Below are 24,634 nucleotides of genomic sequence, written 5' to 3' on the forward strand. Positions count from 1 at the left end.
TAGGGAGCGAAGCAGGACCTAAAGATGAGACAATGCAAGCGGTATTCCTAAACCGGCACCCGCTGAATGCGGGTTGGGCGGTAAATTCGCCTCATGGTATCTTCCATTGCCCTGCCTACCCTGGCCGAATTGCCCACCGCCGCCGCGCAGCTCCGCGCCGCCATTGCTGATGCCGGCTGCCCGGTAGTGGCTTTTGAGGGCGAGATGGGAGCTGGCAAAACCACGCTCATCCGGGCGCTGTGCGCCGCCCTGGGTGTAGCCGACGATGTGAGCAGCCCCACCTTCGCGCTGATTAACGAGTATCGCGACGGCCGCGACCAGCCGGTGTATCATTTTGATTTCTACCGGATTGATTCTCCCGATGAAGCAGCGCGCATTGGGGGCAGTGAGTATTTCGATTCGGGGTACCTTTGTCTGGTGGAATGGCCTGCCCGCGTGGCGGCTTTATTGCCGGTGCCCCGCCTCGAAGTGCACCTGACCGTGCAGCCTGACGAAAGCCGGGTGATTGAATTAATAATCAACAATTCATATTAAAAAATGATGATGCAGTAACTAGAAATGAGGCCTCAGGGTCAGGTTTCTACTGCTTCATTCTTCATTCTTGATTCCCTCCCCAATGCCCGAGCAGCTACCTTCCGGATTTGAGTCTCTGGCCACCAGCCGCGCCTACTTCACGCAGGAGTCGATGCTGGCCGTGGAAACGCGTAAGCGCAAGCTCTTCATCGGCATGCCGCGTGAAACCTCACTCCAGGAAAACCGCCTTGGCCTCACGCCCGAAGCCGTGCAGCACCTCGTAGCGGCCGGCCACGAAGTACTGATGGAAGCCGGGGCCGGCGAACCCAGCAAGTACGCCGACCACGCCTATTCCGAAGCCGGGGCTCAGATTGCCTACTCCACCGAGGAGGTTTTCAAGGCCGATATCCTCCTGAAAGTAGCCCCGCCCACGCTCGAAGAAATTGAGCTGCTGCACCCCAACCAAACTCTGATTTCGGCCCTGCAAATGGGGTCGATGACCCCGGACTACATCTCGGCCCTTTCGCGCAAGAAAATCAATGCCATCGGCTTCGAGCTGATGAAAGACCCCAGCGGGGCCCGCCCAGTGGTGCGCGCCATGAGCGAAATCGCGGGCTCAACCGTGATGCTGATTGCGGCCGAATACCTGGCCCGCTCCAACGAGGGCAAGGGCATTATTCTGGGCGGTATCACTGGGGTGCCGCCTTCGCAGGTCGTCATTCTCGGGGCCGGCACGGTGGCCGAGTACGCCGCCCGCGCCGCCACCGGCCTCGGGGCCGAGGTGAAGGTGTTCGACAACCACCTCTACAAGCTGCGCCGCCTTAAGCACAACCTGGGCATGCAGCTTTACACGAGCACGCTGGACACGTTCGCCCTGAGCCAGCAAATCCGCCGGGCCGATGTGGTCATCGGCGCGCTGGCCGTGGAAGACGGCCGCATTCCCTTCATGGTGCCCGAAGAAATGGTGGCCAGCATGGCCCCCGGCTCCATCGTCATCGACGTGAGCATCGACCAGGGAGGCTGCTTCGAAACCAGCGAGATGACCAGCCACAGCAAGCCCGTGTTCCGCAAATACGACGTGGTGCACTACTGCGTGCCCAACATCGCCTCGCGCGTGCCCCGCACCGCCACCAACGCCCTAAGCAACATCTTCACGCCCATCCTCCAGGAAATCAGCCAGCACGGCGGCATCAACGAGGTGCTGTTCACCAACGAGCATTTCCGTAGCGGCGTCTACATCTACCGCGGCTCGCTGACGAATGCCATGATTGCGAAGAAATTTAACCTACGGTATAAGGAATTAGGATTGCTGATTGCGGTGCGGAATTAGATTCAAGCGGAACAGATTAAAATCTTGAAAAGATTATGAAAATAATCCTTACAATTTTCACATCCTTATTATTCAGCTGTGGCAACAGCACTAAGCCTAACAAGACCCCAACCATAACTTTACAACAAGTTCAATGCCTTAATAATGACAAGGAGTACGTAAAGCACGCTATTGAAACCTATAAGCAGGTATTTTTCAGAAAAGAAGAAGATATTTATCTATTCAAAACAACGGATGACACGGTTGTTGGGTATTTATTTGAGCAGGGTGAATGCACGGCTGTGCTTACTCAAATCCCATCAAACGGAATGGCTGACGCAGAAAAATTCATTGCCGCTGAGGTAAAGAAAAACCACGGGCCAATGTTTATCACCAAGGATAATGTGCAATTCAAATATTATACAGCCAAGCAGGGTGCTGATTACTACTTGGTAGCATCTGATTTTAACTAATCAATAATCGGGTCGTATTGCTCGCCCAGGCTCCTGCTATCAGCAACCCCTTCCACGCCTCCACCAGCCGCCTTTCGGCCAGCAGCTACCGGCCCAATTGCAGCAGCTGCTTCTTCAGTTCCGGGTCATCGTTGCGGTAGTTGTCCCATTCTCAAAGCGGTAATCCCGCAACGCATCGTGCGGCCACCCGTTGCATCTCATGCACTTCGGCGTGGTCCGGCAAGCTTGCCAGCCAGCAACAGTTGTTCGCGGCTACGATAACCCCGTAATCACCCCGTCGTCGTCGATTTCCATGCCGGTGGAGGCAGGTACGGGCGGCAGGCCCGGCATTCGGAGCAGGGTACCGAGGATGGGGATGAGGAAGCCCGCGCCGGCCGCCAGCTCACATTCGCGCACGGTGACGCGGAACCCCTCGGGTCGACCGATGAGCTTCTCGTTGTCTGAAAACGACTTCTGGGTTTTGGCCATGCAAACGGGCAGCCCGGCCAGGCCCAGCCGGTCGATGCGGCGCAGGTCGGCTTCGGCCTGGGCGGTGTAGTCGACCCCAACCGCGCCGTATACCTCGCGGGCGATGGTTTCAATCTTGGCTTTCACCGGCTGGTCCCAGGCGTAGAGCGGACGCAGGTGGTTGGTGCCGGTGGCAATGTTGGCCAGCACGGCCTCGGCCAGGGCGGTAGCCCCGGCCCCGCCATCGGACCAGCTGGTGCTGAGGACGGCCTCCACGCCGCGGGCGCGGCACATTTCCCGCACCAGGGCCACTTCTTCGGGGGTGTCGGTAATGAAGTGGTTGATGGCCACAACGGGCTGGTAGCCGAACTTCTGGGCGTTTTCGATGTGCTTGGCCAGGTTGGCAAAGCCCCGCTCGCAACGGGCCAGGTCGGGGGTATTCAGCTCGGCGGCGGGGGCTCCGCCGTGGTGACGCAGGGCGCGCACGGTGGCCACCAGCACCACGGCGGCGGGAGCCAGGCCCGCGTAGCCGCACTTGATGTTGAGGAATTTCTCGGCCCCCAGGTCGGCCCCGAAACCGGCTTCCGTCACTACGTAGTCGCCCAACGAAAGGCCCATGCGGGTGGCCAGCACGGTGTTGGTGCCCTGGGCAATGTTGGCGAAGGGCCCGCCGTGTACCAGGGCGGGGGTTTGCTCCAGGGTTTGCACCAGGTTGGGCTTCAGGGCGTCGCGCAGTAGAATGGCCATGGCATCCTCGGCCTGCAGCTGGCGGGCGTAGACCGGCTGGTTGGTGTGGCTGAACGCCACGAGAATGTTGCCGAGCTTCACTTTGAGGTCGGCTAGGCTGGTAGCCAGACACAGGATGGCCATGACCTCGGAGGCGGCTGTGATGTTGAAGCCGTCGGTGCGCATCACCCCATTGGCTTTGCCGCCGAGCCCGATGATGATTTGGCGCAGGCTGCGGTCGTTCAGGTCGAGGCAGCGTTTCCAGAGCACGGTGCGCGGGTCGATGTTGAGCGGGTGGTTGGGCGTCTGGATGGCGTTGTCGAGCAGAGCGGCCAACAGGTTATTAGCCTTTTCGACGGCGTTGAAGTCGCCGGTGAAGTGCAGGTTGATGTCCGCCATCGGGCTCACCTGCGAGCGACCACCGCCGGTAGCGCCGCCCTTGGCCCCAAACACGGGCCCCAGCGAGGGCTCGCGCAGTACCACCACGGCCTTTTTGCCCAGCTTACGCAGGCCGTCGCCCAAGCCGATAGACATCGTGGTTTTGCCCTCGCCGGCCGGGGTCGGGGTAATGGCCGTTACAAGAATCAGCTTGGCAGCAGCTACTTTTTCCGCGTCAATCAGGTGCAGCGGCAGCTTGGCTTTAAAACGGCCGTAGGGCTCGAGGTCGTCCTCGGAAATACCCAGGCGGGCAGCCACTTCTTTAATGGGCGGCAGAGTTACGGATTCGGCGATGGAAATGTCGGACATGCGGCGGCGGTTGGAATGATTTAGCAGTAGCACAACAGGAAAGCCGTCATTTTGTGCGGGGGCAGCTACAGCACCGCTTTGTAGTTTCTGAATTTTTATTCCATGCTTTGCAGCTCTAATGTTATTTTGCTTTTGTCAATATTGGTGTAATCTAGCTTGATAAATCCAAATTCATTATTGTAGTACGAAACCAATTTTGTCGACCCTAAAGCACTTGTTGCCTCGCTCTCCACAACGTAGCATTTCAGGACTCCCAATTTAGTTTTTATAACTGACTTGCCTGTAATTTTATACTGAATCTTATTTTGGTTTTTTCCCTTCCACAATAACCACCGCTTATCGGCCCATTGTTCGCCAAACTCTAGTTTCCAGGTCCATTCCGCTCCTATTTTAATAGGCTGTTTGATATATGGAAACGGATTTAGCTCTAAGATTCCAAAGAGGCCGGTTCTCGGGGGATGGAGCCACAGGTTCTTACTGTTTTCAATTACGCCGGTCATCTCATTATTCCATGAAGCACCGCTCACCAGTTTGAAATCATACAATATAACTGTCTGATTGTAATCTGGAAAAACCTGAATAAACGGCATTAAGCCGGAGTTGGCGGAGAGGATAATTTGTGAAACAGAATTAGCACTATTACTCTCTGCCCGGACAAGTTTCCAGCCCCCGCCGTTTGGGCTAGTTGTATCAGGTTTGGCCATCCTCATTTTAATGCCCGCCTTGTCTTGATAATCGTAGGTGAACGTAAATTTTCTGCCCACTTTATAAATTTTATTATCTTGATTGTATCTGTTGTCATCTTTATTCAAGGAATCAAATTTTTCCACCGTTATCGCCATGTCGTCCAGTGTGAACTTCTGAGCGGAGCGTTGAGCCTGACACGACAAGCTAACAAAGCAAAGTGCTGAATAAAAAATCTTCGTAGTCATCACGTAGGGAGGATTTGAAGTGGTGATGATAAGCCTGAAATCTTACCAGCATGAATGTAGGGTAATGCAATTCGTGGCTGATAATAATTCGACTCAGCGGAAGCCAGCAGGGGAATAATGCCTAGTCCATTTACTATTGGCCCAGCAGCAGCGTCTTCCAAGCCTCCGCCAGCCGCCCTTCGGCCAGAAAATGCCGGCCCAGCTGCAACAGGTGATGCTTCAGCTCCGGGTCATCATCGCGGTGCTTGTTCAGCAGGTAGGCCACCATTGGTTCAGTTTGAAAAGCGGCTACCTGTTCCGGCGTAGGCAGGGCGTCGCGCTCGATGTTGGCGAGGCGGCCCAGCTCGTTGCCGGTGAGCACGGCGGAGGTGCGCAGATGCTCAGGCAGCTGGTCGATGCCGATGCCGATGTGGCGGTTAGGCTTGGGTACTTCGAATAGGCTGGCCCCGCTAGCGCGGCAGTACCAGTCGCCACCGAGGCGGGCCACGGCATCGAGCTTAAATGGGTCGATGCCGGTGGCGTCGGGCAGCAGGATGTCCGGGCGGAAATGGGCCCGCACCACCCGGCAGATGATGAGGTTGCCAGCCCCGTTGTTCTGGCCCAACTCGATAATTTGCTCCACCACGCACTCGAAAGCGGCGGGGGCTTCGGCCACGCGCGGCGGGCGCACCTGCTCGGAGGCCAGCTCGGTGAGGCCGGCTTTGGTGAATTCATTGATGCCCTTGGCGTATTCGGTGCTGGACAGCGACATCTGCTCGACCAGCGCGTAATCGCAGATATTAATAACGACCTCGGGCACCTCGCGCACGTTCTGCAGGGTGTGCTTCTGGCTGTTGTCGCGCACGCGGTTGGCAGGCGAGAACACGAGAATGGGCGGGTTCGAGCTGAAGGCGTTGAAAAAGCTGTAGGGGCTCAGGTTTACGCGGCCTTCGGCATCAATCGTGCTGGCGAAGGCCACCGGGCGCGGGGCCACTGCCCCCACCAGAAACGGGTGCCACTGAGCGGGGGTGAGGTCGGCGGGGGTAAGGGAGTGGAAGACCGGGGCGGGAGTGGACATTGGATGAGGAAATGCAAAGCGGCTAAACAATAGGTCAAAGCTAAGTAGCTTGCCCGCATGAAAACATCTTTGCTGGGGCTCCTCCTCCTGCTGGTGGGGCGCGTGGGTGCCATTGGCTTACCCGCGCCAGGGCCCGCCGCCGATACGGCGCGACTGCGGCAGCACCTGCTGTTTCTCACGACCACGCCGCAGCCGCGAAACTACCAGCACCCGGTCGTACTCGATTCGGTAGCGGCCTATCTGGCGCGGCAGCTGCGGGCAGCCGGGGCCTACGAAGTCGGGGAGCAGCCCTATGTAGTAGAGGGGGGTAGCTACCGCAATGTGCTGGCCTCTTTTGGTCCGGCCGAGGGGCCGCGGCTGATAATCGGGGCGCACTACGACGTGTGCGGCGAGCAGCCGGGGGCCGACGACAACGGTACCGGCGTGGCCGCGTTGCTGGAGCTGGCCCGCCTGCTGGGCCAACAGCCGCACCTGCCGTACCGCATCGACCTGGTGGCCTATACGCTGGAGGAGCCGCCGTTTTTTCGCACTCCGCAGATGGGCAGCTACGTGCACGCCGCCGCACTGAATGCCGCCGGGGTACCGGTGCGCGGCATGGTGGCGCTCGAAATGCTGGGATATTACGACGACCGCCGGGGCTCGCAGCATTACCCCATCGGGCCCCTGAAATTTATCTATGGCAGCCGGGGCAACTACCTGACGGTGGCCCAGAAATTCGGCAATGGCCGCTTCGGGCGACGGTTTGCGCGCGGGTACCGAGCGGCGGCCGCGCTGCCCGTAAAGCGCTTCAAGGCCCCCGCCTGGCTGCCGGGAATCGACTTCTCCGACCATCTCAACTATTGGAAATTTCGTTACCCGGCCGTGCTGCTCACCGATACGGCTTTCTACCGCAACCGCCGCTATCATCAGGCGGGCGATACCCTGGCCCGGCTGGATATGCGCCGCCTCGGGCTGGCCGTGGATGCGCTGATGGCCACTGTCTTGGTCGGTGCCTATTGAGCGTAATGCTACTTCTTATTTGCTAAACTGATATATGTTTGCTAAATAGCTGTAGCTTTGGTCTAATCCCCAAACGATAGTGTCTCATGATTGCGCCCGCCTGCCCCAAATGTGATTCGACAGAAGCCATCAAGAGTGGCGTAATTAATGAGCGGCAGCGGTTTAAGTGTCGGGATTGCGGCTACCACTACACGGTGGCTAAAGTGGGCCGCGAGGTCGATAGCTACTACGTTATCAAGGCCCTGCAGCTTTACATTGAAGGCGTAAGCTACCGGGAGATTGAGCGCCTGCTGGGCGTGAGCCATGTGAGCGTGATGAATTGGGTGAAGAAGTACGGCGTAAAGGCTCCCCGGCAAACCGACTACCATCCGACCTACAAAATCCTTAATCACAAGGAGCTGGCTGAGTTTTTCCAGCAGCCCGGCAACCTGAAAGGGGCCGGAATGGTGGTGACGGAGCTGGGCGACAAGTTCATGGTGATTCGTTGGGAGCGGTTTCGGGCGGGATAGATAGTCGCAGATATAGTTGCTGAGCAAAACGATAGCGGCCGGGTAGCTGGCGGCGCAGAATGGGTGCTACTTCACCAAACCAATGGCTTCGGCCGGCGGTGCGGCGGCCGAAATGGGGTCATTGCAAGTCGATGATGAAGTTCACGGCCCGCCACGTTTCTGTTCCACCATCTTTCCCACCCCATGCGACACACTCGCTACGCACTAGCCCTCGGGGCCCTGATGCTCACCGGCACAGCTTTCGGCCAGGTTATTCCGCCCGCTACGGGCACATCGGCCCCGCCCGCCGCCCCGGCCGCGCCCCCCACGCCGGTAGCCCCAGCCAAGTCGGCTCCCTACGGCGGAGGAATGAAAATCAACATCTCGCCCGACGGCTCCAAGTACCTGCGCTTCCTGCTCTGGACCCAGGTATACGCCCGCTACACGGAGAACAATACCGGCACTTTGCGCGCCCCCAGCCAGCCCAAAGAAAGCCAGGTGGACTTCGGTATTCGCCGCTCTCGCATGGTGCTGATTGCCCAGCTCAATCCGCGCTTTTTGATTTATACGCACCTGGGTATCAACAACCAGAACTCGGTGAGTGGGGGTGTGGCCCCAACCGTCGACGGTAAGAAGCCGCAGTTCTTCATTCACGAAGCCGTGACGGAGTACAAGGTGAACAAGTACCTGAGCCTGGGCGGGGGCCTGCACTACTACAACGGCATCTCACGCCTGACCAACGCCAGCACCACGAGCATTCTGCCCATGGACCTGCCGCTGACCAACTTTCCGACCATCGAAACCACCGACCAGTTTGCCCGTTGGCTGGGCATCTACGCCAAGGGCCGCGTGGGTAAATTCGACTACCGGGTGGCAATGGACGACGCCTTCCTGACCAACCTGGCCAGCACGCCCCTGAGCCTCGGCGTGACCACGCCCGCTACCACGACCACGCCGGCCGTGAGCACCGGCACGGGGGTAGCCAACTTCAACCCGCAGAATACCAGCCACGTGTACCAGGGCTATTTCAGCTACAACTTCCTGGAGCCCGAGGCGAACCTGCTGCCCTACACGCAGGGTACTTACCTGGGTACCAAGCGGGTATTTAGCATCGGCTCCGGCTTCCTCTACAGCAAAGACGCCATGTACTCCCGCGCGGCGGGCAGTGCCGTCAACATCACCTCGGCCGTAACGGCAGACCCGTTTGCCAACGTGGGCACCAACAAGCACGACATGGTGATGCTGGGCTTTGACGCCTTTTATGATGCCCCGATTGATACGGCTTCGAGCACAGCCCTCACGCTTTATGGCGTGTACTACAACTTCAACATGGGACCCAACTTCGTGCGCTTTGTGGGGGCCGAAAACCCTGGCTACGGCACCGCCCCGCTGCGTGGCAACGCCGTGCCGCTGTCGGGCACCGGGGGAGTATTCTACGGCCAGGTGGGCCTGCTGCTGCCCAAAAAACTGCTCGGCCCCAAGGCCCGCCTGCAGCCCTACGTGGCCTACCAGCACGCCAACTACGAGGGCCTGAAAACCACTTCCGGCGATACCCGAGGCGTGAACATCATGGATGCCGGCGTGAACCTGCTGCTCGATGGCCACAACGCTAAAGTGACCCTGAACTACCGCCCGCGCCCCGATTTTACCAACGTGAACGACATCCAGTACCGGACCGAACTCACGCTGCAAACGCAGATTTTTCTGTAGGCCCGGCCCGTCGCTTACGCCTTCTTTCCTAACCCTTTTTTCTCAAAATGAAATGGAACAGCGTCTGAACCCGCCCTACGCCGAAGCGGCGGACACCGCCATCGCCCACGATAACAACTCGACGCCGACGAGTAAAATCTGGCAGGTCATTACCGCTTCTTCGGTGGGCACGGTCATCGAGTGGTACGACTTTTACATCTTTGGCTCGCTTGCCGCCGTGATTGGGCCGGTGCTGTTTGGCTCGAAAGGCAAGCCCGAGGATACCCTGCTGGGGGCGCTGGCCGTATTTGGGGCCGGTTTTATTGTGCGGCCGTTTGGCGCGCTGTTCTTCGGGCGCATCGGCGACATGATTGGCCGGAAGTATACCTTTCTGGTGACGCTGCTGCTCATGGGCGGGGCCACGCTGGTGACGGGCCTGATTCCGAGCTACGATAAGATTGGCTGGCTGGCCCCGGCTATTGTGCTCATTCTGCGCCTTTTGCAGGGCCTGGCCATCGGGGGCGAATACGGCGGGGCCACCACCTACGTGGCCGAGTATGCGCCCGACAACAAGCGCGGCTACTACACCAGCTTCATCCAGATAACGGCTACCGCCGGCTTCTTCCTCAGCATTCTGGTAATTGTGATTACCAAGAAATCCATGCCCGACGCAGATTTTAAGGACTGGGGCTGGCGCATTCCGTTCCTGCTCTCGGGTTTCCTGATTATTGCGTCTTACTACATTCGCCGTAAGCTGGCCGAGTCGCCGCTGTTTGCCAAAGCCAAAGTGGAGGGCAAAACCAGCACCAACCCGTTGCGCGACTCCTTTGTGAACCCCGTGAACCGCCGCCTGGTTCTAATTGCCCTGTTTGGCGTGACCATGGGCCAGGGGGTAGTGTGGTATACCGGCCAGTTCTACGCCTACTCCTTCATGCAGGCTACGCTGAAAATGGACCAGGTCACGGCTTCCATTGTGCTGTGCGTGGCCCTGCTGGCCGCCGCGCCGTTCTTCGTGTATTTCGGCTCGCTCTCCGACCGCATTGGCCGCAAGCGCATCATCATGGCTGGGCTGCTGTCGGCGGCCGTGTTCACGATTCCGATTTTCTACGGCCTCAAAGCCTTCGCCGGCCCGCTGACGGAGAAAACCCCGGCCATTCCCGCCACCGTCGATGCTGCGGGCCAGGCCGTGGCCGCCGTACCGGCCGTAATGCAGTGCCTCACCCCGCAGCTGGTGCCCATGATGCTGCTCACCTTCTGCCTCGTGCTGTTCGTTACGATGGTGTACGGCCCGATTGCCGCCTACCTCGTCGAGCTGTTTCCCACCAAAGTGCGCTATACCTCCCTCTCGGTGCCTTACCACATCGGCAACGGCGTGTTTGGCGGATTCGTGCCGCTCATCGCCACGTCCGTTACGGTATGGGCCGCCAAGCAGGCCCCGGGTACTTTCTGGAAGGATTACAGCTCTCTCACCGGCCTGATTTATCCGGTGGGCATCGCGCTGCTCTGCTTCTTCATTGGCTCGGCGCTGATGAAGGACGTGCGCAACGTGAAGCTGATGGACGACGTGCCCGAGCCCACGGCGTAGCTGCGGTTGGCCCAGCTGGCGACAGCCTAAAAAGCCGCCGGTCCCCTGGGCCGGCGGCTTTTTCTTAGATTGGCTTACTGTTACGCTTATTATTTGCCATGATTTCCCCCAACTCATCATCGGCCCGCCCGGCCCCGCGCCGCGGCCCAAAGCTGCTGTTTCTGGCGGTGCTCTTCGGGGTGCTGCTCAACTATCCCCTGCTGGCCGTGTTCGACCACGAAGGCCGAGTGGCCGGGGTGCCGGTGCTCTACCTGTACGTGCTGCTAACCTGGATTGCGCTGGTGGCCCTGACCGGCTGGCTGGTGCGGAAGCGGGGAGCGGCTGAGGAGGAGAACGGGGCAGGCTAGTTCGAAACTAACATCATGCCTCGGCTGCGCTCGGCATGACCTTCTTTTAAGGCTCCAACTAACTAAAACATGTCCAAGCTGCTTGTCATTGGCTTTTCGTTCGGCTACCTGGTCCTGCTTTTCGGCGTGGCCTATGCCGCCGAGCGCCGGTCGGAAGCTCGGAAAAGCCTGGTGAGCAACCCCTATGTTTACGCCCTGAGCATGGCCGTATACTGCACGGCCTGGACTTACTATGGTTCGGTCGGCCGGGCGGCGTACAATGGCCTGGAGTTCGTGGGTATTTACCTGGGGCCGACGCTGCTGGCTCCGGCCTGGTGGCTGGTGCTGCGCAAAATCATCCGGGTGTGCCGGCAGCAGCGGCTGACTTCCATTGCCGACTTCATCTCGGCCCGCTACGGCAAAAGCGCCGGGCTGGGCGCGCTCGTTACGGCGGTGTGCGTGCTGGGCATCGTGCCCTACATCGCCCTGCAAATCAAGGCCATTGCGGCTTCCTTCGTCACGCTCACCGGAAGCGGGGCGGGGGTGGGCGGCCCGGCGGCCACCACGGCCCTTTACACCACGGGGGCGCTGGCGGTGTTCACCATTCTGTTCGGGGTGCGGTCCGTCGAGGCCACCGAGCGGCACGAGGGCATCGTGCTGGCCGTGGCCGTCGAAAGCCTCCTGAAGCTGGTGGCGTTTCTGGTGCTGGGGTGCTTCGTCACGTTTGGGCTGTTTCACGGGTTCACCGATGTGTTCGACCAGGCGGCGGCGGTGCCGGCCCTGCGGCAGCTGTTCACGCTGCGGGGCTCGGGCACGGGCGGGGCCGAGTGGTTTACGCTGCTCGTGCTCAGCATGTCGGCCATTTTGCTGCTGCCGCGCCAGTTTCAGGTGGCGGTGGTGGAGAATGTGGATGAAAACCACCTGCGCAAGGCCATGTGGCTGTTTCCGCTCTACCTCATTATCATCAACATTTTCGTGCTGCCAATTGCCTTCGGCGGCATGCTGAAGCTAGGCCACACCGGCCTCGACGCCGATACTTACGTGCTGGCCCTGCCGCTGGCGGCGGGCCACTCGTGGCTGGCGCTGCTCACCTACCTGGGCGGGCTATCAGCGGCCAGCAGCATGATTATCGTCGAAACCATTGCCCTGAGCGTGATGATGAGCAACCACCTGCTCATGCCGCTGCTGGTGCGCGTGCCCGCCGCCCGCCCCGAGGACCAGACCCGCTGGTTTGCCTACCTGGGCCGCGTGGCCCTCGAAAGCCGCCGCTTAGCCGTGGTGCTGGTGCTGCTGCTGGCCTACGGCTACTACGCCGAAGTGGGCAAGCAGCTGCCGTTGGTGAACACCGGCCTGGTGTCGTTCGCGGCGGTGGCGCAGTTCGTGCCGGCGGTTTTGGGCGGGCTCTACTGGAAGGGCGGTACCCGGCGCGGGGCTACGGTGGGCCTGCTGGCGGGGTTTGCCATCTGGTTTTTTACGCTGGTGCTGCCCACGCTGGTAGGGCCGGGCCGGTTCCTGCCCGAGTCGGTGCTCACGGAAGGAGTGGGGGGCATTTCCGCCCTGCGGCCGTTCGCGCTGTTTGGGCTCGAAGGGCTCGACTACCTCTCGCACGGGCTGTTCTGGAGCTGGTTCTTCAATATCGGCCTTTATGTGGGCCTCTCGCTGGCCTGGCCGCCCACGGCGCTGGAGCTGCGCCAGGCCGACGTATTCGTTGACGTGTTCACGCGCCGGAGCCTGGCCGAGGAAGTGGCCGGCTGGCAGGGCCGCACCCCCTTCCCCGACGTGCGCGCCCTGCTGCTGGGCTTTCTGGGGAAGAAGCGGACCAACCAGGCCCTGCGGGCTTTCTCCGACCGTTTCCCGGATGCGCTGCCGATACCAACCGACGCCAGTTCGGCCCTCACCATTTCCCCGCCTGCCCACCTCATCACCGCTGACCCGCGCCTGCTTACCTACGCCGAAAAGCTGCTGGCCGGTAGCCTCGGGCCAGCTTCGGCGCGCCTGCTGGTAGCCTCGGTGGCGGGGGCCGAAGAAATTAGCTACGCCAGCGTGGTGGGCATTCTCAAGGAGAGCCAGCAGCTGCTCGAAGCCAACCGCCAGCAGCAGAAGCAGAGTCGCCAGCTTCAGCGCCTCACCGACGAGCTGCGCGTTGCTTACGACCAGCTGCAGGCCCTCGACCAGCGCAAGGATGAGTTCCTATACACCGTGACGCACGAGCTGCGCACGCCGCTCACCAGCATCCGGGCGCTGGCCGAAATCCTGGCCGATAACCCCGATTTGGCCGAAGCCGAGCGCCAGAATTTCCAGCTCACCATCGGCCGCGAGGCCGAGCGCCTCACCCGCCTTATTTCGCTGGTGCTCGATTTGGAAAAGTTTGAGTCCGGACAGGCCATCCTCGACCGCGCTCCGGTGCCGGTGGCCGGGCTCGTGGCCGAAGCCCTCGATGCCGTGGGCCAGCTGCTGCGCGACAAGCAGATAACGCTGCACGTTGATACCCCGGCCAGCCTGCCCGTGCTCTCCGCCGACCGCGACCGCCTGATGCAGGTACTCATCAACCTGCTTTCCAACGCCATCAAGGCCTGCCGGGCCGACGGCACGGGCCGCATCGCGGTGCTGGCCTGGCCCGCCGCCGACGTGCTTCTGCTCTGCATCGAAGACAATGGCCGGGGCATCTCGCCCGCCGCTCAGCACCTCATCTTCGACAAGTTTTTTCAGGCCCAGAACCAGACCACCCGGAAGCCCGAAGGCACTGGCCTGGGCCTGGCCATCACCCGCAAAATCGTGGAGCTGCACCATGGCCGCATCTGGGTCGAGAGCGCCGTGGACCAGGGTGCCCGGTTTTTTATCGAGTTACCGCTAATGGGAAAAGAGCCAGATGCACGTCCCGAAGAAGAAATCCACCAAGAAGCACATCATGCTGAGCAGGTTGCACGTCAAGCAAGGGGACGAAGCAGCTTGCCTGCCACCACTAATCCCTGACGACTGAATGACGACCACCAGCGAGCTGCTTCGTTCGCTGCCTTGATGCGCAGTATGCGCCGCATGACGTTCAGTTATGCCTATCTACTACCTCCACCCGCATGAAAACGCCCCACATTCTCATCGTCGACGACGAGCCCAACATCGTGATGTCGCTCGAATTCCTGATGCGCAAAAACGGCTACCAGGTTGGCATTGCCCGCAACGGCACCGAAGCCCTGGCCGCCATCGACCATACGCCTTACGACCTGATTCTGCTCGACGTCATGATGCCCGACGTGGACGGCCTGCAGGTGTGCCGCCAGCTGCGCGCCCGTTCCGACCGCGCCGGTACCAAAGTCATCTTCCTCTCGGCCAAAAGCCGCGAAACCGACGTGCAGAAAGGCTACGAGGCCGGGGCCGACCTCTACATCCCCAAGCCCTTCAGCACCCGCCAGCTGATGGAAAAAGTGCGCGAGCTGCTGGCAGCGTAGCGCCCTGAACGATGTAGAGACGCGACACTCCACGTCTCGGCAGCAGTGCCTCCGAGATTTTTCATTGAAAATCGTGCAGAGTATGACGCGAAGTATCGCGCCTCTACAGCCATCCCCAATACCCACCCGCCATGAAGCCTGCCTGCTCGTATGCCGCTACCCACGCCGCCAGCCTGGCCGACCCGGCCGGTTTTTGGGCCGCCCAGGCTCAACACCTGGCCTGGGACCAACCCTTCACCGAAGCCCTGAGCCAGGACGAGAACGGCACCTACCGCTGGTTTCGGGGCGGCGAGCTGAATACCAGCTTCCTCTGCCTCGATGCTCACGTGCAACTCGGCCAGGGCGACCAGCCGGCCCTCATCTACGACTCGCCCGTTACCAACACCCTGCGCACTTACACCTACGCCGAGCTGCTGGATATGACGGCCCGTTTCGCCGGTGGCCTGCGCGAAATCGGGGTGGAGCTGGGCGACCGCGTTCTCATTTACATGCCCAATATGCCCGAGGCGGTGGTGGCCATGTTAGCCTGCGCCCGGCTGGGGGCCATTCATTCGGTGGTTTTTGGCGGTTTCGCACCCCACGAGTTGGCCGTGCGAATTGACGATGCCCGGCCCCGCGTCCTCGTCTGCGCCTCGGGCGGCATGGAGTTCGACCGCGTCATACCCTACAAGCCCCTGGTGGAGGAGGCCCTCGCCAAAGCCACCCACCAGCCAGCCCACGTGGTGGTGTGCCAGCGCGATTTCGTGACGGCCACGTTGCAGCCCGGCCGCGACGTGGACTACGCCGACCTGCTGCGCGCCGCGCCCGTGCCCGCCGTGCCGGTGCCGGCCACGCACCCGCTCTACATCCTTTATACCAGCGGCACCACCGGCCGGCCCAAAGGCGTGGTGCGCGACCACGGCGGTCACGCCGTGGCGCTGCACTTCAGCATGCGCACCATCTACGACCTCGCGCCCGGCGATACCATCTTCACCGGCTCCGATATCGGATGGGCGGTGGGCCACAGCTACATCGTGTACGGGCCGCTGCTGCGCGGCTGCACCACGGTGCTGTTCGAGGGCAAGCCCGTGCGCACGCCCGATGCCGGCACCTTTTGGCGGCTAGTTTCGCAGCACAAAGCCAAGGTAATGTTTACCGCGCCCACCGCCATTCGGGCCATCAAAAAGGAAGACCCCGAGGGGCTGCTGGCGAAAAAATATGACCTCAGTGGCCTGCGCCACCTGTTTTTGGCCGGCGAGCGCTGCGACCCCGCCACCTTCGCCTGGGCCGGCCAGCTGCTGGGTGTGCCCGTGGTCGACCACTGGTGGCAGACCGAAAGCGGCTGGCCCATGCTGGCTACCCTGGTGGGCCTGGAAGACATGCCCCGGCCCCGCGCCGGCAGCGCCGGCCACCCCGTACCCGGCTACGACGTGCAGATTCTGGACGAGGCCGGCCACCCCGTGCCCGCCGGTACCACCGGCCTGGTGGCCGTGAAGCTGCCGCTGCCCCCCGGCTGCTTCCCCACGCTCTGGCAGGACGACGTGCGCTACCAGGCCTACCTCGAAACCTTCCCCGGCTACTACCTCTCGGGCGATGGCGGCTACCGCGATGCCGAGGGCTATACCTACATCATGGGCCGCGTCGATGACGTTATTAATGTGGCCGGCCACCGCCTGAGCACCGGCGAAATCGAGGAGATTCTGGCCGCTCACCCCGCCGTGGCCGAGTGCGCCGTGCTGGGCCTCGCCGATAGTTTGAAGGGCCAGCTACCCGCCGGGTTGGTCGTCCTCAAAGACGGCCAAACGATAGGCGAGGAGCAGCTGGAAAAGGAGCTGGTGGCAGCAGTGCGCGCCCGCATCGGCGGGCTGGCCTGCTTCAAGCAGGTGCTGGTGGTGGCGCGCCTGCCCAAAACCCGCTCGGGCAAAATCCTGCGCAAAACCATGCGCCAATTAGCCGATGGCGAAGACTTTGCCCTGCCCGCCACGATTGATGACCCGCTCATCCTCGATGAAATCCGGGCCGCGCTGGCGCGGCGCGGAGTTGGGCAAGGGTTTGCCACCGCCTGAAACCGACCGCACGTCATGCTTCGACAAGCTCAGCAAGAGGTGCTATTGACCATTAACCATTAACCATTTATCATTCCAACATGCACTCCCGCATCCGCACCCTCGAACAGTACCACGCCGACTACAAGCAGTCCGTGGAAGACCCCGACACCTTCTGGGCTGGCGTGGCCGAGCCTTTCACCTGGCGTCGCAAGTGGAACACCGTGCGCAGCGGCGAGTTTTCGCCCGCCGGCGAGAGCAAGTGGTTCGACGGGGCCCGCCTCAATATCACCGAGAACTGCCTCGACCGGCACCTGGCCCAGCGCGGCAACAAGCTGGCCCTCATCTTCGAGCCCAACGACCCCAAAACCCGGCACCTGCGCCTCACTTACCGCGAACTGTACCAGCAGGTGTGCCAGTTTGCCAATGTGCTCCTGAACAACGGCGTGGAGAAGGGCGACCGCGTCATCATCTACCTGCCCATGATTCCGGCGCTGGCGGTGGCCGTGCTGGCCTGCGCCCGCATCGGGGCGGTGCACTCGGTGGTGTTTGCCGGCTTCTCGGCGACCGCCATTGCCGACCGCGTGAACGATGCCGACGCCCACTTCGTGCTCACCGCCGACGGCCTCAACCGGGGCCCCAAGCAGATTCCGGTGAAGTCGGTGGTCGACGAGGCCCTGGAAAGCTGCCCCGGCGTGCGGCGCGTTATCGTGGTTGAGCACCTGGGCTGGCCCGTAACCATGCAAGAAGGCCGCGACGTGTGGTTTCATGAGGAAGTAAAAGACGTGGCCCTTACCTGCCCGGCCGAGGAAATGAAGGCCGAAGACCCGCTGTTTATTCTTTACACCAGCGGCAGCACCGGCAAGCCCAAGGGGGTGGTGCACAGCACCGCCGGCTACATGGTGTGGGCCGATTACACCTTCCGCAACGTGTTTCAGGTGGAGGAAAACGACGTGTACTGGTGCACCGCCGACATCGGCTGGGTTACCGGCCACACTTACCTGCTGTATGGCCCGCTGCTGGCCGGCAGCACTTCGCTCCAGTTTGAGGGCGTGCCGACTTACCCCGATGCCGGCCGCTTCTGGGAAGTCATCGATAAGCACCACGTCAGCATTTTCTATACCGCCCCCACGGCCATCCGCAGCCTGATGGCTACGCCCCTGGACAACGTGCTGAGCTACTCGCTGCACAGCTTGCGCGTGCTCGGCTCGGTGGGCGAGCCCATAAATGAGGAGGCCTGGCACTGGTATCATCAGCACGTAGGCAAGGGCCGCTGCCCCATCGTGGACACCTGGTGGCAGACCGAAACCGGTGGCATTATGATTTCGGCCCTGGCCGGCATCACGCCCAGCGTGCCCGCCCGCGCCGGCTTGCCGCTGCCCGGCGTGCAGCCCGTGCTGCTGGCGCAGGACGGCTCCGAAATCGAAGGCAACGACCAGGAAGGCTACCTCGCCATTAAGGGTAGCTGGCCGGGAATCATCCGCACGACCTGGGGCGACCACGAGCGCGCCAAGCAAACCTATTTCCAGCCCTACCCAGGCTATTACTTCACCGGCGACGGCGCGCGGCGCGACGAAAACGGCCTGTTCCGCATCATTGGCCGCGTCGACGATGTTATCAACGTGTCGGGCCACCGCTTCGGCACCGCCGAAATCGAAAATGCCATCAACCAAAACGAGTACGTGGTGGAGTCGGCCGTGGTGGGCTACCCGCATGACGTGAAGGGCCAGGGTATCTACGCCTACGTCATCTGCCGCGACGGCCTGCCCAAAACCGCCTCCGAGCGCAGCCAGTGGGAAGCCAGCATCATCGAAACCGTGGTGGCCGAAATCGGTAAAATCGCCAAGCCCGACAAAATTCAACTTGTATCGGGCCTGCCCAAAACTCGCTCGGGCAAAATCATGCGCCGCATCCTGCGCAAAGTAGCCGAGGGTGAAACCTCGAACCTGGGCGACGTAACGACGCTGCTGGACCCGAGCGTGGTGGATGAGATTGTAGCGGGCAAGAAGTAGGGATTAGAATCTATTTCGATAAATCACATCAATTTAAACTGGCTAATTAATTATTCGCAATAGCCTTCTTCGCAGCAACTAATAATGGGTTTCTCAAAATTAGCGTTTCGCAATAGTTGCTTCGTTCAGCCCGGCTATAAATAACTTGATTTGTAGTAACCCTGCCAGACACTGCTGAAATAAAGAAACGCTGATGAAAGCGACTCTATCACTTAAATCTAACTCAGTCGTTTTTGTGGGCCGGTCCGACATGCGCGGCCAGTAGCGGACCGCCGGTGTCAACAACGAGTTGGCGCTGGCGGCCCTGGATTTTTGTGGCCGTCAAAGTCCTTGTCTACAACGCCTCGCTCGCTACATTTGATGGATTGGGCATTAAGCACAGCCACGCTCGGGCTGGACTGCCGCAAGGGAGCCGCATGCGGACGGTGGCGGCGCACAAAGGCTTGGTTGAGTTGGGCCTGGCGCCCGTCGGCCTGGCGCCCGTCGGCCTGGCGCCCGTCGGCCTGGCAGCGCCGGAAATAACAGTAGACCAGCGGAGAAAGCTGTGAACTCACGCGGCAGGAGCCGCCACTGGCAATCCAACGTATTTATAATCAGGCACATCGAGTGGTTGCGGCGGTGCGTGTCGGACACTGTTTCTGCAATAAATTGCCACTGGGAATTAGTCAGTTCCGTTTCGTACATCTTTGGGTGGGTGAAAAAATACGGTAACTTGGCTTGTTTCCTTTTGTCTAACAGCTATTTGTGAATTGTAACAGGCTTATAGCCCATTTCATATATTTTTGGTCGATTATGTAGAACACCGAAAATGCATGGTTTATTTACACCTCGCAGCTACACAAGTGATTTAATCAGCTATTACGGGTCACTTCTTTCCTCTTCAGAGCATGGGCATGTTAAAAATACCTTTCCGGCAACGTTTCATTATTGCGACGCTAATGCTGCTATTGGTAAGTCGCCCGGGCTTTGCTCAGAAAGAATTTGATAATTGGTATTTCGGAAACCAGGCCGGAATTTCCTTTTCCACGGGTGCGGCACGCTCATTAACCAACGGGGTAATGAAATCGGGTGAAGGCTCTGCCGCTATTTCAGACGCACAGGGCAATTTATTGTTCTACACAAACGGTGTGTACGCTTGGAACCGGCAGCACCGCCGCATGGTGAATGGCAGCGACCTCGGGGCTTACAAAGACAGTACTCGCACAGACCTAATCCCTAACTCCGCCACGCAAGGAGTCGTAGTGGTGCCCCGCCCAAACAGCACCACCGAGTACTTTATTTTTACGGTTGATGCAGCAGAAAATAATCTTGCAGACGGGCTGCGTTATTCTGTCGTCGACATGAGCTTGCAGGGGGGGCTCGGACAGCTGGTTAGCAAAAATAATCCGGTATCGGTGCCCGTGGGCGACGGCCGTCTCACAGAAAAGCTTTTGGCAGTGCGCCACGCCAACCAACGCGACATCTGGATTATAGTCCATGCTTGGAACAGCAACGTTTTCATTAGCTATCTGCTCACGGCCCAAGGATTGTCGACTAAGCCGGTGCTTTCATCGGGAGGTACAGTCCATCAGGGAGGCAATAACATTCGGCACAACTACAATGCCATTGGTTGGCTTAAGGTCTCGCGAGATGGCCGAAAATTGGCAATGGCCCAGTATAATAGCGACGTGGAGCTATTTGATTTCAACTACGGTACAGGTGTGGTTTCCGGCTCGCGGGTGTTGCCAAAGCCGCTGATGTGGGAAGGAGCCTACGGGGTCGAATTCTCCCCCGACGGCAACCTGCTTTACGCCAGCATAGGTAACAATATCATTCAGTACAGATTAGGCAAAGGCATTGAAGCGCAACTTCTGAACGGGGTATCTGCGGGTGCTCTGCAGCTGGGTTCCGATGATAAGATATATGTTGCCCGGTGGGGCGATAGATTCCAGGGAACTTCGGTTGGCGTAATCGATTTCCCCGATGCGCCCGGAACTGCCTGCGGCTACCGGCCCAACGGTATTCAGTGGCCGGGCTCGGGCCAAGGCAGCTTTTTGGGACTGCCCAATGTGATGGCCCGACCTCCTGTGCCGGGGAGCTTACTGTTTAATTTCAGCATAAGCAACACCAATATTTGCCAGGGCGAAACTGCTTTTTTTGCCGCTTCGGTATTCCCGGTTATTCCCGATGCTACTTTTACCTGGGATTTTGGCGACCCCACCCACCCCAACAATACTGCTTTGGGTGCTACTGCCCAGCACCGCTATCTTACTTCAGGCACTTACACCGTTACCCTGAATATGCGTCAGGTAAGCGGAGTGATAAGTACTTATTCGCAGACATTGAGCATTGTGCCGAGGCCCATTGGGCATTTAGTAGCCAGTAGCTTTAACAATTGCAGTGGTACCATTGCGCTACTTACGTTCACCCCTGCACCGGATGTGAGTGCCGTCTACCGCTGGCAAAATGGTAGTACCAGCCGTGAATTCAACGCTACCACTTCGGGTCTGTATTGGGTTGAAGTTACCACCGGCCAACAATGCACTATCCGCGATTCTATCCGAATTTCCTTTTATCCGAAGCCGATAGCCGCATTGCAGCCTGAAATTAAGTATTGCGCCGACCAAAATCTCGTGCTCGACCCAGGCCCGCAGCCAATAGGTACCACCTACCGCTGGCAGGATGGTTCAACTGCTCCCCAGTTGACCGTTGGCTCCGCCGGGCGATATAGTGTAATCGTTACCGGCCCGGGAGGTTGTAGTTCGAGTGCCAGTACCCGAGTGGCGTTTAGCGATGGTTGCCCTTATGTCATTCCTAACATCATTACACCCAACAACGATGGTTATAATGACGCCTTCGTGCTGAAGGGCTTAGAATACCAAGCCTGGAATATCCAGATTTATAATCGGTGGGGCGTACTTGTCTTTCAAAAAGAGCACTACGATAATTTGTGGGCCGCCAATGGGCTGCCAGTAGGAATATATTTTTACCAATTGACACAAGCTGCCACTGGCCGCCAACTCAAAGGCTGGGTTGAGGTTAACCGATAAACTGTCACGCTAGCCAAATACTTTCACTTTCTCGCCCTTGCGCTTGACGCGCAAGTGGTTTCGGATAATCTGCTGAATATCCTTGTTGTCCGTATAGGTCTTAATCACGTCGCGGAAATCGGCCAGCCTGCGCGCCGAGAACGTTTCATCCACGTACCCGAAACCCTGGTAGCGGCCGTTTTCGACCAGCACAATGGTCTTCTCCAACTCCGTGCGGCCGGGGCCGATAACTACGAATGACTCGTGCTCGTAGCTGATGGAGTCGATGGCCTCATCCACGCGCAGGTTGTAGCTCTCGGGCGGCTCTTGGCCCACGCAGGCCCCTAGGCAGCGGTGCACCTGGAAATCGAAGCACGGGCCCGTGGTTTTATACAGCCCGCACAGCTTCTGGCACAGGTTAAATTTGGCTACTTTGTGGTACAGGAAACCCTGGGCCTTGTACTGGTTGCCCAGCGCGATAATGGGAATTTCGGCATTCCGCGCATCGGCCCGGCCGTAGGCCAGGCGCTTATAGCCCAGCTCGTCGGTGCGCAGGTAGATGCCTGCCGGAAACACCGAGCGCCGCTGGGCCCGGTTGTAGGCCGGCTTCATCAGCTTTATCAGGTGCGACTCATAGAGCAGCGCCACCAGTTCCGAACCGGTCAGCTCCCAGGTAATGTCGGCAATCGAATTCTTGAACTCCAGGCTCTTGCGCGACTTCACATCAATGGCAAAATGCTGCTGAATGCGCTTGTAGATGTTAATGGACTTGCCCACGTAAATCACCTCGCCCGCTTCGTTGTGGAAGTAGTACACGCCCGTGGCCTGCGGCAGGCTGGCCACTACCGAGGCCGGCAGCAGCGGCGGCATCAGCGCCTCCTTTATGGCCGATTGGACGGCTGCCACGCGCTTGGCCGAAGGCTTTTTGGTGCTGGCCGCTTGGCCGCTGGGGGCCAGGGCATCGACGCGGGCCAGGGTGTGGCTGGGGTCGGTGCCGTGGGGCAGGTCGTCAGTCTCACTCGTGATTTTGAGGAGCTTGCCGAAGAGTAGGGCGGTAGCGTGGGCATCGCCCGCGGCCCGGTGCCGACCTTCGAGCGGGATGCCGATGTTCTGACATAGCTTGCCCAGACTGTAGCTGGGCTGGCCCGGAATGAGGCTGCGCGAGAGGCGCACGGTGCACAATGTTTTGCGCGAGTAGTTGTAGCCCAGGTCGGCAAACTCCTTCTTCAGAAACGAGTAGTCGAAGCGCACATTGTGGGCCACGAACACGCAGCCCTCGGTCATTTCCACCACCTTGCGCGCCACTTCGTGGAACCGGGGCGCATCGCTCACCATGTCATTCGTAATGCCCGTAAGCTGGGTGATGAACGGCGGAATGGCCCGCCCGGGGTTGAGCAGGGTAGCATATTCATCGACGATTTTTTCGCCGTCGTGAATGTAAATGGCAATTTCGGTGATGCGGTCCTGGGTGGGCTGCCCGCCGGTGGTTTCAAGGTCGATGATGGCGTACAAAGCGGCGCGGAGATAGGTCGAGAGCTAAGCTAACAGCTTTAGCCGGGCAGAAGGTTGCGTTTGCCCGTACCGTGGCCTTGGCGAGACTGCGCGTTCGAGCATCGAGTCCCGCGAAATCGGGGACTTGCGGAATTCGGGGCACTACATTTTCTTCACCATGCGCAATACTTTGCCAAAAAAGCCCAGCTTGGGCAAGGCCCGATGCTGGTGGCTTTCATCCAGCTCCGACACGTCGCCCAGCAAAAAGCCCCAGGGCTGCAGGCTCCTGTTCGCATCGAACACCACTTTCAGTACCGCCACCAGCGGAATGCTGAGAATCATGCCCGCCGTGCCCCACAGCTCGCCGCCCAATATCAGCGCCACGATGGCGGCCATGGGGTTGATGCTCACTTTTGAACCCGTGACCATGGGCGTGATGAAATTGCCCTCCAGAAACTGCACCACCAGAAATACGCCCACCACGGCTGCCGCCCGGGCCGGCGACCCGGTTTCGACCAGCGTAACGAGCGCCGGAATGGCCGCCCCCACCAGAATGCCGATGTAGGGAATTACGGCCAGCACCGAGGCAAAGGCGGCGAAGAAGATGGCAAACTTCACGTTCAGCACCAGCAAGCCAATGGCGTTGAGCACCGCCACGATGACGATGACCGTGAGCAGCCCCGAGATGTAAGCCTGCACTACATTTTGAATATTATCGAGGGTCTGTAGTACGCTGGTGCGCTTGTCGGGGCTCACGAAGCGGAACATGAACTGCCGCATGTGGTCGCGGTAATACAGGAAGCAGAAAATGTAAATTGGCACCAGCGTGAGCACGCTCAGCACCCCGGCCGTGGTGCTGAGCGTGCTGCCCAGGTAGCCACCCGCTGATTTCTTGAACGATTTCATCGACTGGTCAATCAGTTCGTCCTTGCTCATCACGTCCATGCCAAAGCGCTGATGCGCCCACTGTTGGCCTTCATCAAAGAGCACAATCAGCTTTTTCTGGAGCAGCGGTAGCTCGGTGCGTAGTTCCACGAGCTGCGAGCCAAACAGGAAGATGAGCCCGAGAATGGCCGCTACCATCACCAGCAGCGCCGCGATAATAGCCCATACCGGCGGCCAGCCCCATTTTTCCATCCGCCGCACCAGTGGCAGCAACAGTACCGAGAGCAGCGCCGCGAAAAACAGCGGCAGCAGAATGCCGTCGAGCTTGTGCAGCACAAACACCAGCAACGAGGCCCCAATCAGCAGAAAAGTATAGTAGACAACGGGCGACTGCCGGATTTCGGGCGGGGTGGGTTGCGGCACGGAAGTGTTGGCGCGCGCGCTGGTGCGGTTGATTAGCGATGGGAACATACGTAG

At 59.8% G+C, this 24,634-nt stretch carries 18 protein-coding genes; 13 read left to right on the forward strand and 5 right to left on the reverse strand.

Annotation, left to right across the window (positions count from 1 at the left end; all coding sequences use genetic code 11):
- Window positions 1–93: 93 nt before the first annotated feature.
- The 3 genes from tsaE (at window position 94) to ABIB44_RS01725 (ending at window position 2,295) form a co-directional block, all read left to right on the forward strand.
- A complete protein-coding gene (gene tsaE / locus ABIB44_RS01715; RefSeq protein ID WP_354582893.1) occupies window positions 94–534 on the forward strand; it encodes a tRNA (adenosine(37)-N6)-threonylcarbamoyltransferase complex ATPase subunit type 1 TsaE in 441 nt (146 codons plus the stop codon).
- 82 nt (window positions 535–616) lie between these two features.
- Complete coding sequence (locus ABIB44_RS01720; protein WP_354583680.1) at window positions 617–1,843, forward strand: alanine dehydrogenase; 1,227 nt, start codon at window positions 617–619, stop codon at window positions 1,841–1,843.
- Between the two features lie 35 nt (window positions 1,844–1,878).
- Window positions 1,879–2,295, forward strand: coding sequence for a hypothetical protein (locus ABIB44_RS01725; protein WP_354582894.1), 417 nt, complete (start codon window positions 1,879–1,881; stop codon window positions 2,293–2,295).
- 252 nt (window positions 2,296–2,547) lie between these two features.
- On the opposite strand, the gene ABIB44_RS01730 is transcribed toward ABIB44_RS01725, so the two are convergent.
- The 3 genes from ABIB44_RS01730 to ABIB44_RS01740 all read right to left on the reverse strand — a co-directional run bounded on the left by ABIB44_RS01730 (window position 2,548) and on the right by ABIB44_RS01740 (window position 6,204).
- Window positions 2,548–4,215, reverse strand: coding sequence for a formate--tetrahydrofolate ligase (locus ABIB44_RS01730; RefSeq protein WP_354582895.1), 1,668 nt, complete (start codon window positions 4,213–4,215; stop codon window positions 2,548–2,550).
- Window positions 4,216–4,310: 95 nt separating this feature from the next.
- Window positions 4,311–5,147 carry a hypothetical protein gene (locus ABIB44_RS01735; RefSeq protein ID WP_354582896.1) on the reverse strand — a complete coding sequence of 279 codons (837 nt, stop codon included), beginning with the start codon at window positions 5,145–5,147 and terminating at the stop codon, window positions 4,311–4,313.
- 133 nt (window positions 5,148–5,280) lie between these two features.
- Window positions 5,281–6,204, reverse strand: coding sequence for a flavin reductase family protein (locus ABIB44_RS01740; RefSeq protein ID WP_354582897.1), 924 nt, complete (start codon window positions 6,202–6,204; stop codon window positions 5,281–5,283).
- A gap of 57 nt (window positions 6,205–6,261) precedes the next feature.
- Here ABIB44_RS01740 and ABIB44_RS01745 point away from each other — a divergent pair, with 57 nt between their 5' ends.
- From ABIB44_RS01745 to ABIB44_RS01790, 10 genes are all read left to right on the forward strand, one after another.
- Window positions 6,262–7,203, forward strand: coding sequence for a M28 family peptidase (locus ABIB44_RS01745; protein ID WP_354582898.1), 942 nt, complete (start codon window positions 6,262–6,264; stop codon window positions 7,201–7,203).
- An 86-nt stretch (window positions 7,204–7,289) separates the two neighbouring features.
- Window positions 7,290–7,712, forward strand: a complete 423-nt coding sequence (locus tag ABIB44_RS01750) for an IS1/IS1595 family N-terminal zinc-binding domain-containing protein (protein ID WP_354582900.1) — start codon at window positions 7,290–7,292, stop codon at window positions 7,710–7,712.
- A gap of 183 nt (window positions 7,713–7,895) precedes the next feature.
- Window positions 7,896–9,401: a hypothetical protein gene (locus ABIB44_RS01755; protein ID WP_354582901.1), complete on the forward strand. Its 1,506-nt coding sequence runs from the start codon at window positions 7,896–7,898 to the stop codon at window positions 9,399–9,401.
- 52 nt (window positions 9,402–9,453) lie between these two features.
- The gene (locus ABIB44_RS01760) at window positions 9,454–10,965 is read left to right on the forward strand and encodes an MFS transporter (protein ID WP_354582902.1); all 1,512 of its coding nucleotides are present in this window, start codon (window positions 9,454–9,456) and stop codon (window positions 10,963–10,965) included.
- A gap of 98 nt (window positions 10,966–11,063) precedes the next feature.
- Window positions 11,064–11,312: a hypothetical protein gene (locus ABIB44_RS01765; protein WP_354582903.1), complete on the forward strand. Its 249-nt coding sequence runs from the start codon at window positions 11,064–11,066 to the stop codon at window positions 11,310–11,312.
- 69 nt (window positions 11,313–11,381) lie between these two features.
- Window positions 11,382–14,264, forward strand: a complete 2,883-nt coding sequence (locus ABIB44_RS01770) for an ATP-binding protein (protein ID WP_354582904.1) — start codon at window positions 11,382–11,384, stop codon at window positions 14,262–14,264.
- A gap of 101 nt (window positions 14,265–14,365) precedes the next feature.
- Window positions 14,366–14,737: a response regulator transcription factor gene (locus tag ABIB44_RS01775; RefSeq protein WP_354582905.1), complete on the forward strand. Its 372-nt coding sequence runs from the start codon at window positions 14,366–14,368 to the stop codon at window positions 14,735–14,737.
- 131 nt (window positions 14,738–14,868) lie between these two features.
- Window positions 14,869–16,782 (forward strand): AMP-binding protein, encoded by a 1,914-nt coding sequence (locus tag ABIB44_RS01780; protein WP_354582906.1) that lies wholly within the window; start codon window positions 14,869–14,871, stop codon window positions 16,780–16,782.
- 80 nt (window positions 16,783–16,862) lie between these two features.
- Window positions 16,863–18,773, forward strand: a complete 1,911-nt coding sequence (gene acs, locus ABIB44_RS01785) for an acetate--CoA ligase (RefSeq protein WP_354582907.1) — start codon at window positions 16,863–16,865, stop codon at window positions 18,771–18,773.
- Window positions 18,774–19,660: 887 nt separating this feature from the next.
- Complete coding sequence (locus ABIB44_RS01790; protein ID WP_354582908.1) at window positions 19,661–21,802, forward strand: T9SS type B sorting domain-containing protein; 2,142 nt, start codon at window positions 19,661–19,663, stop codon at window positions 21,800–21,802.
- A gap of 9 nt (window positions 21,803–21,811) precedes the next feature.
- Here ABIB44_RS01790 and ABIB44_RS01795 read toward each other — a convergent pair whose 3' ends face one another.
- Window positions 21,812–23,293, reverse strand: coding sequence for an exonuclease domain-containing protein (locus tag ABIB44_RS01795; protein ID WP_354582909.1), 1,482 nt, complete (start codon window positions 23,291–23,293; stop codon window positions 21,812–21,814).
- A gap of 141 nt (window positions 23,294–23,434) precedes the next feature.
- Complete coding sequence (locus ABIB44_RS01800) at window positions 23,435–24,628, reverse strand: AI-2E family transporter (RefSeq protein ID WP_354582910.1); 1,194 nt, start codon at window positions 24,626–24,628, stop codon at window positions 23,435–23,437.
- Window positions 24,629–24,634: the final 6 nt, after the last annotated feature.

It is taken from the genome of Hymenobacter sp. UYCo722 (assembly GCF_040547115.1).
Lineage (GTDB): Bacteria > Bacteroidota > Bacteroidia > Cytophagales > Hymenobacteraceae > Hymenobacter.

Coding starts and splice junctions, on each gene's coding strand:
- ABIB44_RS01790 (WP_354582908.1), top strand. CDS start 19,661: ATGGGCATGTTAAAAATACCTTTCCGGCAACGTTTCATTATTGCGACG.
- ABIB44_RS01755 (WP_354582901.1), top strand. CDS start 7,896: ATGCGACACACTCGCTACGCACTAGCCCTCGGGGCCCTGATGCTCACC.
- ABIB44_RS01730 (WP_354582895.1), bottom strand. CDS start 4,215: ATGTCCGACATTTCCATCGCCGAATCCGTAACTCTGCCGCCCATTAAA.
- acs (WP_354582907.1), top strand. CDS start 16,863: ATGCACTCCCGCATCCGCACCCTCGAACAGTACCACGCCGACTACAAG.
- ABIB44_RS01800 (WP_354582910.1), bottom strand. CDS start 24,628: ATGTTCCCATCGCTAATCAACCGCACCAGCGCGCGCGCCAACACTTCC.
- ABIB44_RS01720 (WP_354583680.1), top strand. CDS start 617: ATGCCCGAGCAGCTACCTTCCGGATTTGAGTCTCTGGCCACCAGCCGC.
- ABIB44_RS01745 (WP_354582898.1), top strand. CDS start 6,262: ATGAAAACATCTTTGCTGGGGCTCCTCCTCCTGCTGGTGGGGCGCGTG.
- ABIB44_RS01735 (WP_354582896.1), bottom strand. CDS start 5,147: ATGACTACGAAGATTTTTTATTCAGCACTTTGCTTTGTTAGCTTGTCG.
- ABIB44_RS01725 (WP_354582894.1), top strand. CDS start 1,879: ATGAAAATAATCCTTACAATTTTCACATCCTTATTATTCAGCTGTGGC.
- tsaE (WP_354582893.1), top strand. CDS start 94: ATGGTATCTTCCATTGCCCTGCCTACCCTGGCCGAATTGCCCACCGCC.
- ABIB44_RS01750 (WP_354582900.1), top strand. CDS start 7,290: ATGATTGCGCCCGCCTGCCCCAAATGTGATTCGACAGAAGCCATCAAG.
- ABIB44_RS01760 (WP_354582902.1), top strand. CDS start 9,454: ATGGAACAGCGTCTGAACCCGCCCTACGCCGAAGCGGCGGACACCGCC.
- ABIB44_RS01775 (WP_354582905.1), top strand. CDS start 14,366: ATGAAAACGCCCCACATTCTCATCGTCGACGACGAGCCCAACATCGTG.
- ABIB44_RS01780 (WP_354582906.1), top strand. CDS start 14,869: ATGAAGCCTGCCTGCTCGTATGCCGCTACCCACGCCGCCAGCCTGGCC.
- ABIB44_RS01770 (WP_354582904.1), top strand. CDS start 11,382: ATGTCCAAGCTGCTTGTCATTGGCTTTTCGTTCGGCTACCTGGTCCTG.
- ABIB44_RS01740 (WP_354582897.1), bottom strand. CDS start 6,204: ATGTCCACTCCCGCCCCGGTCTTCCACTCCCTTACCCCCGCCGACCTC.
- ABIB44_RS01765 (WP_354582903.1), top strand. CDS start 11,064: ATGATTTCCCCCAACTCATCATCGGCCCGCCCGGCCCCGCGCCGCGGC.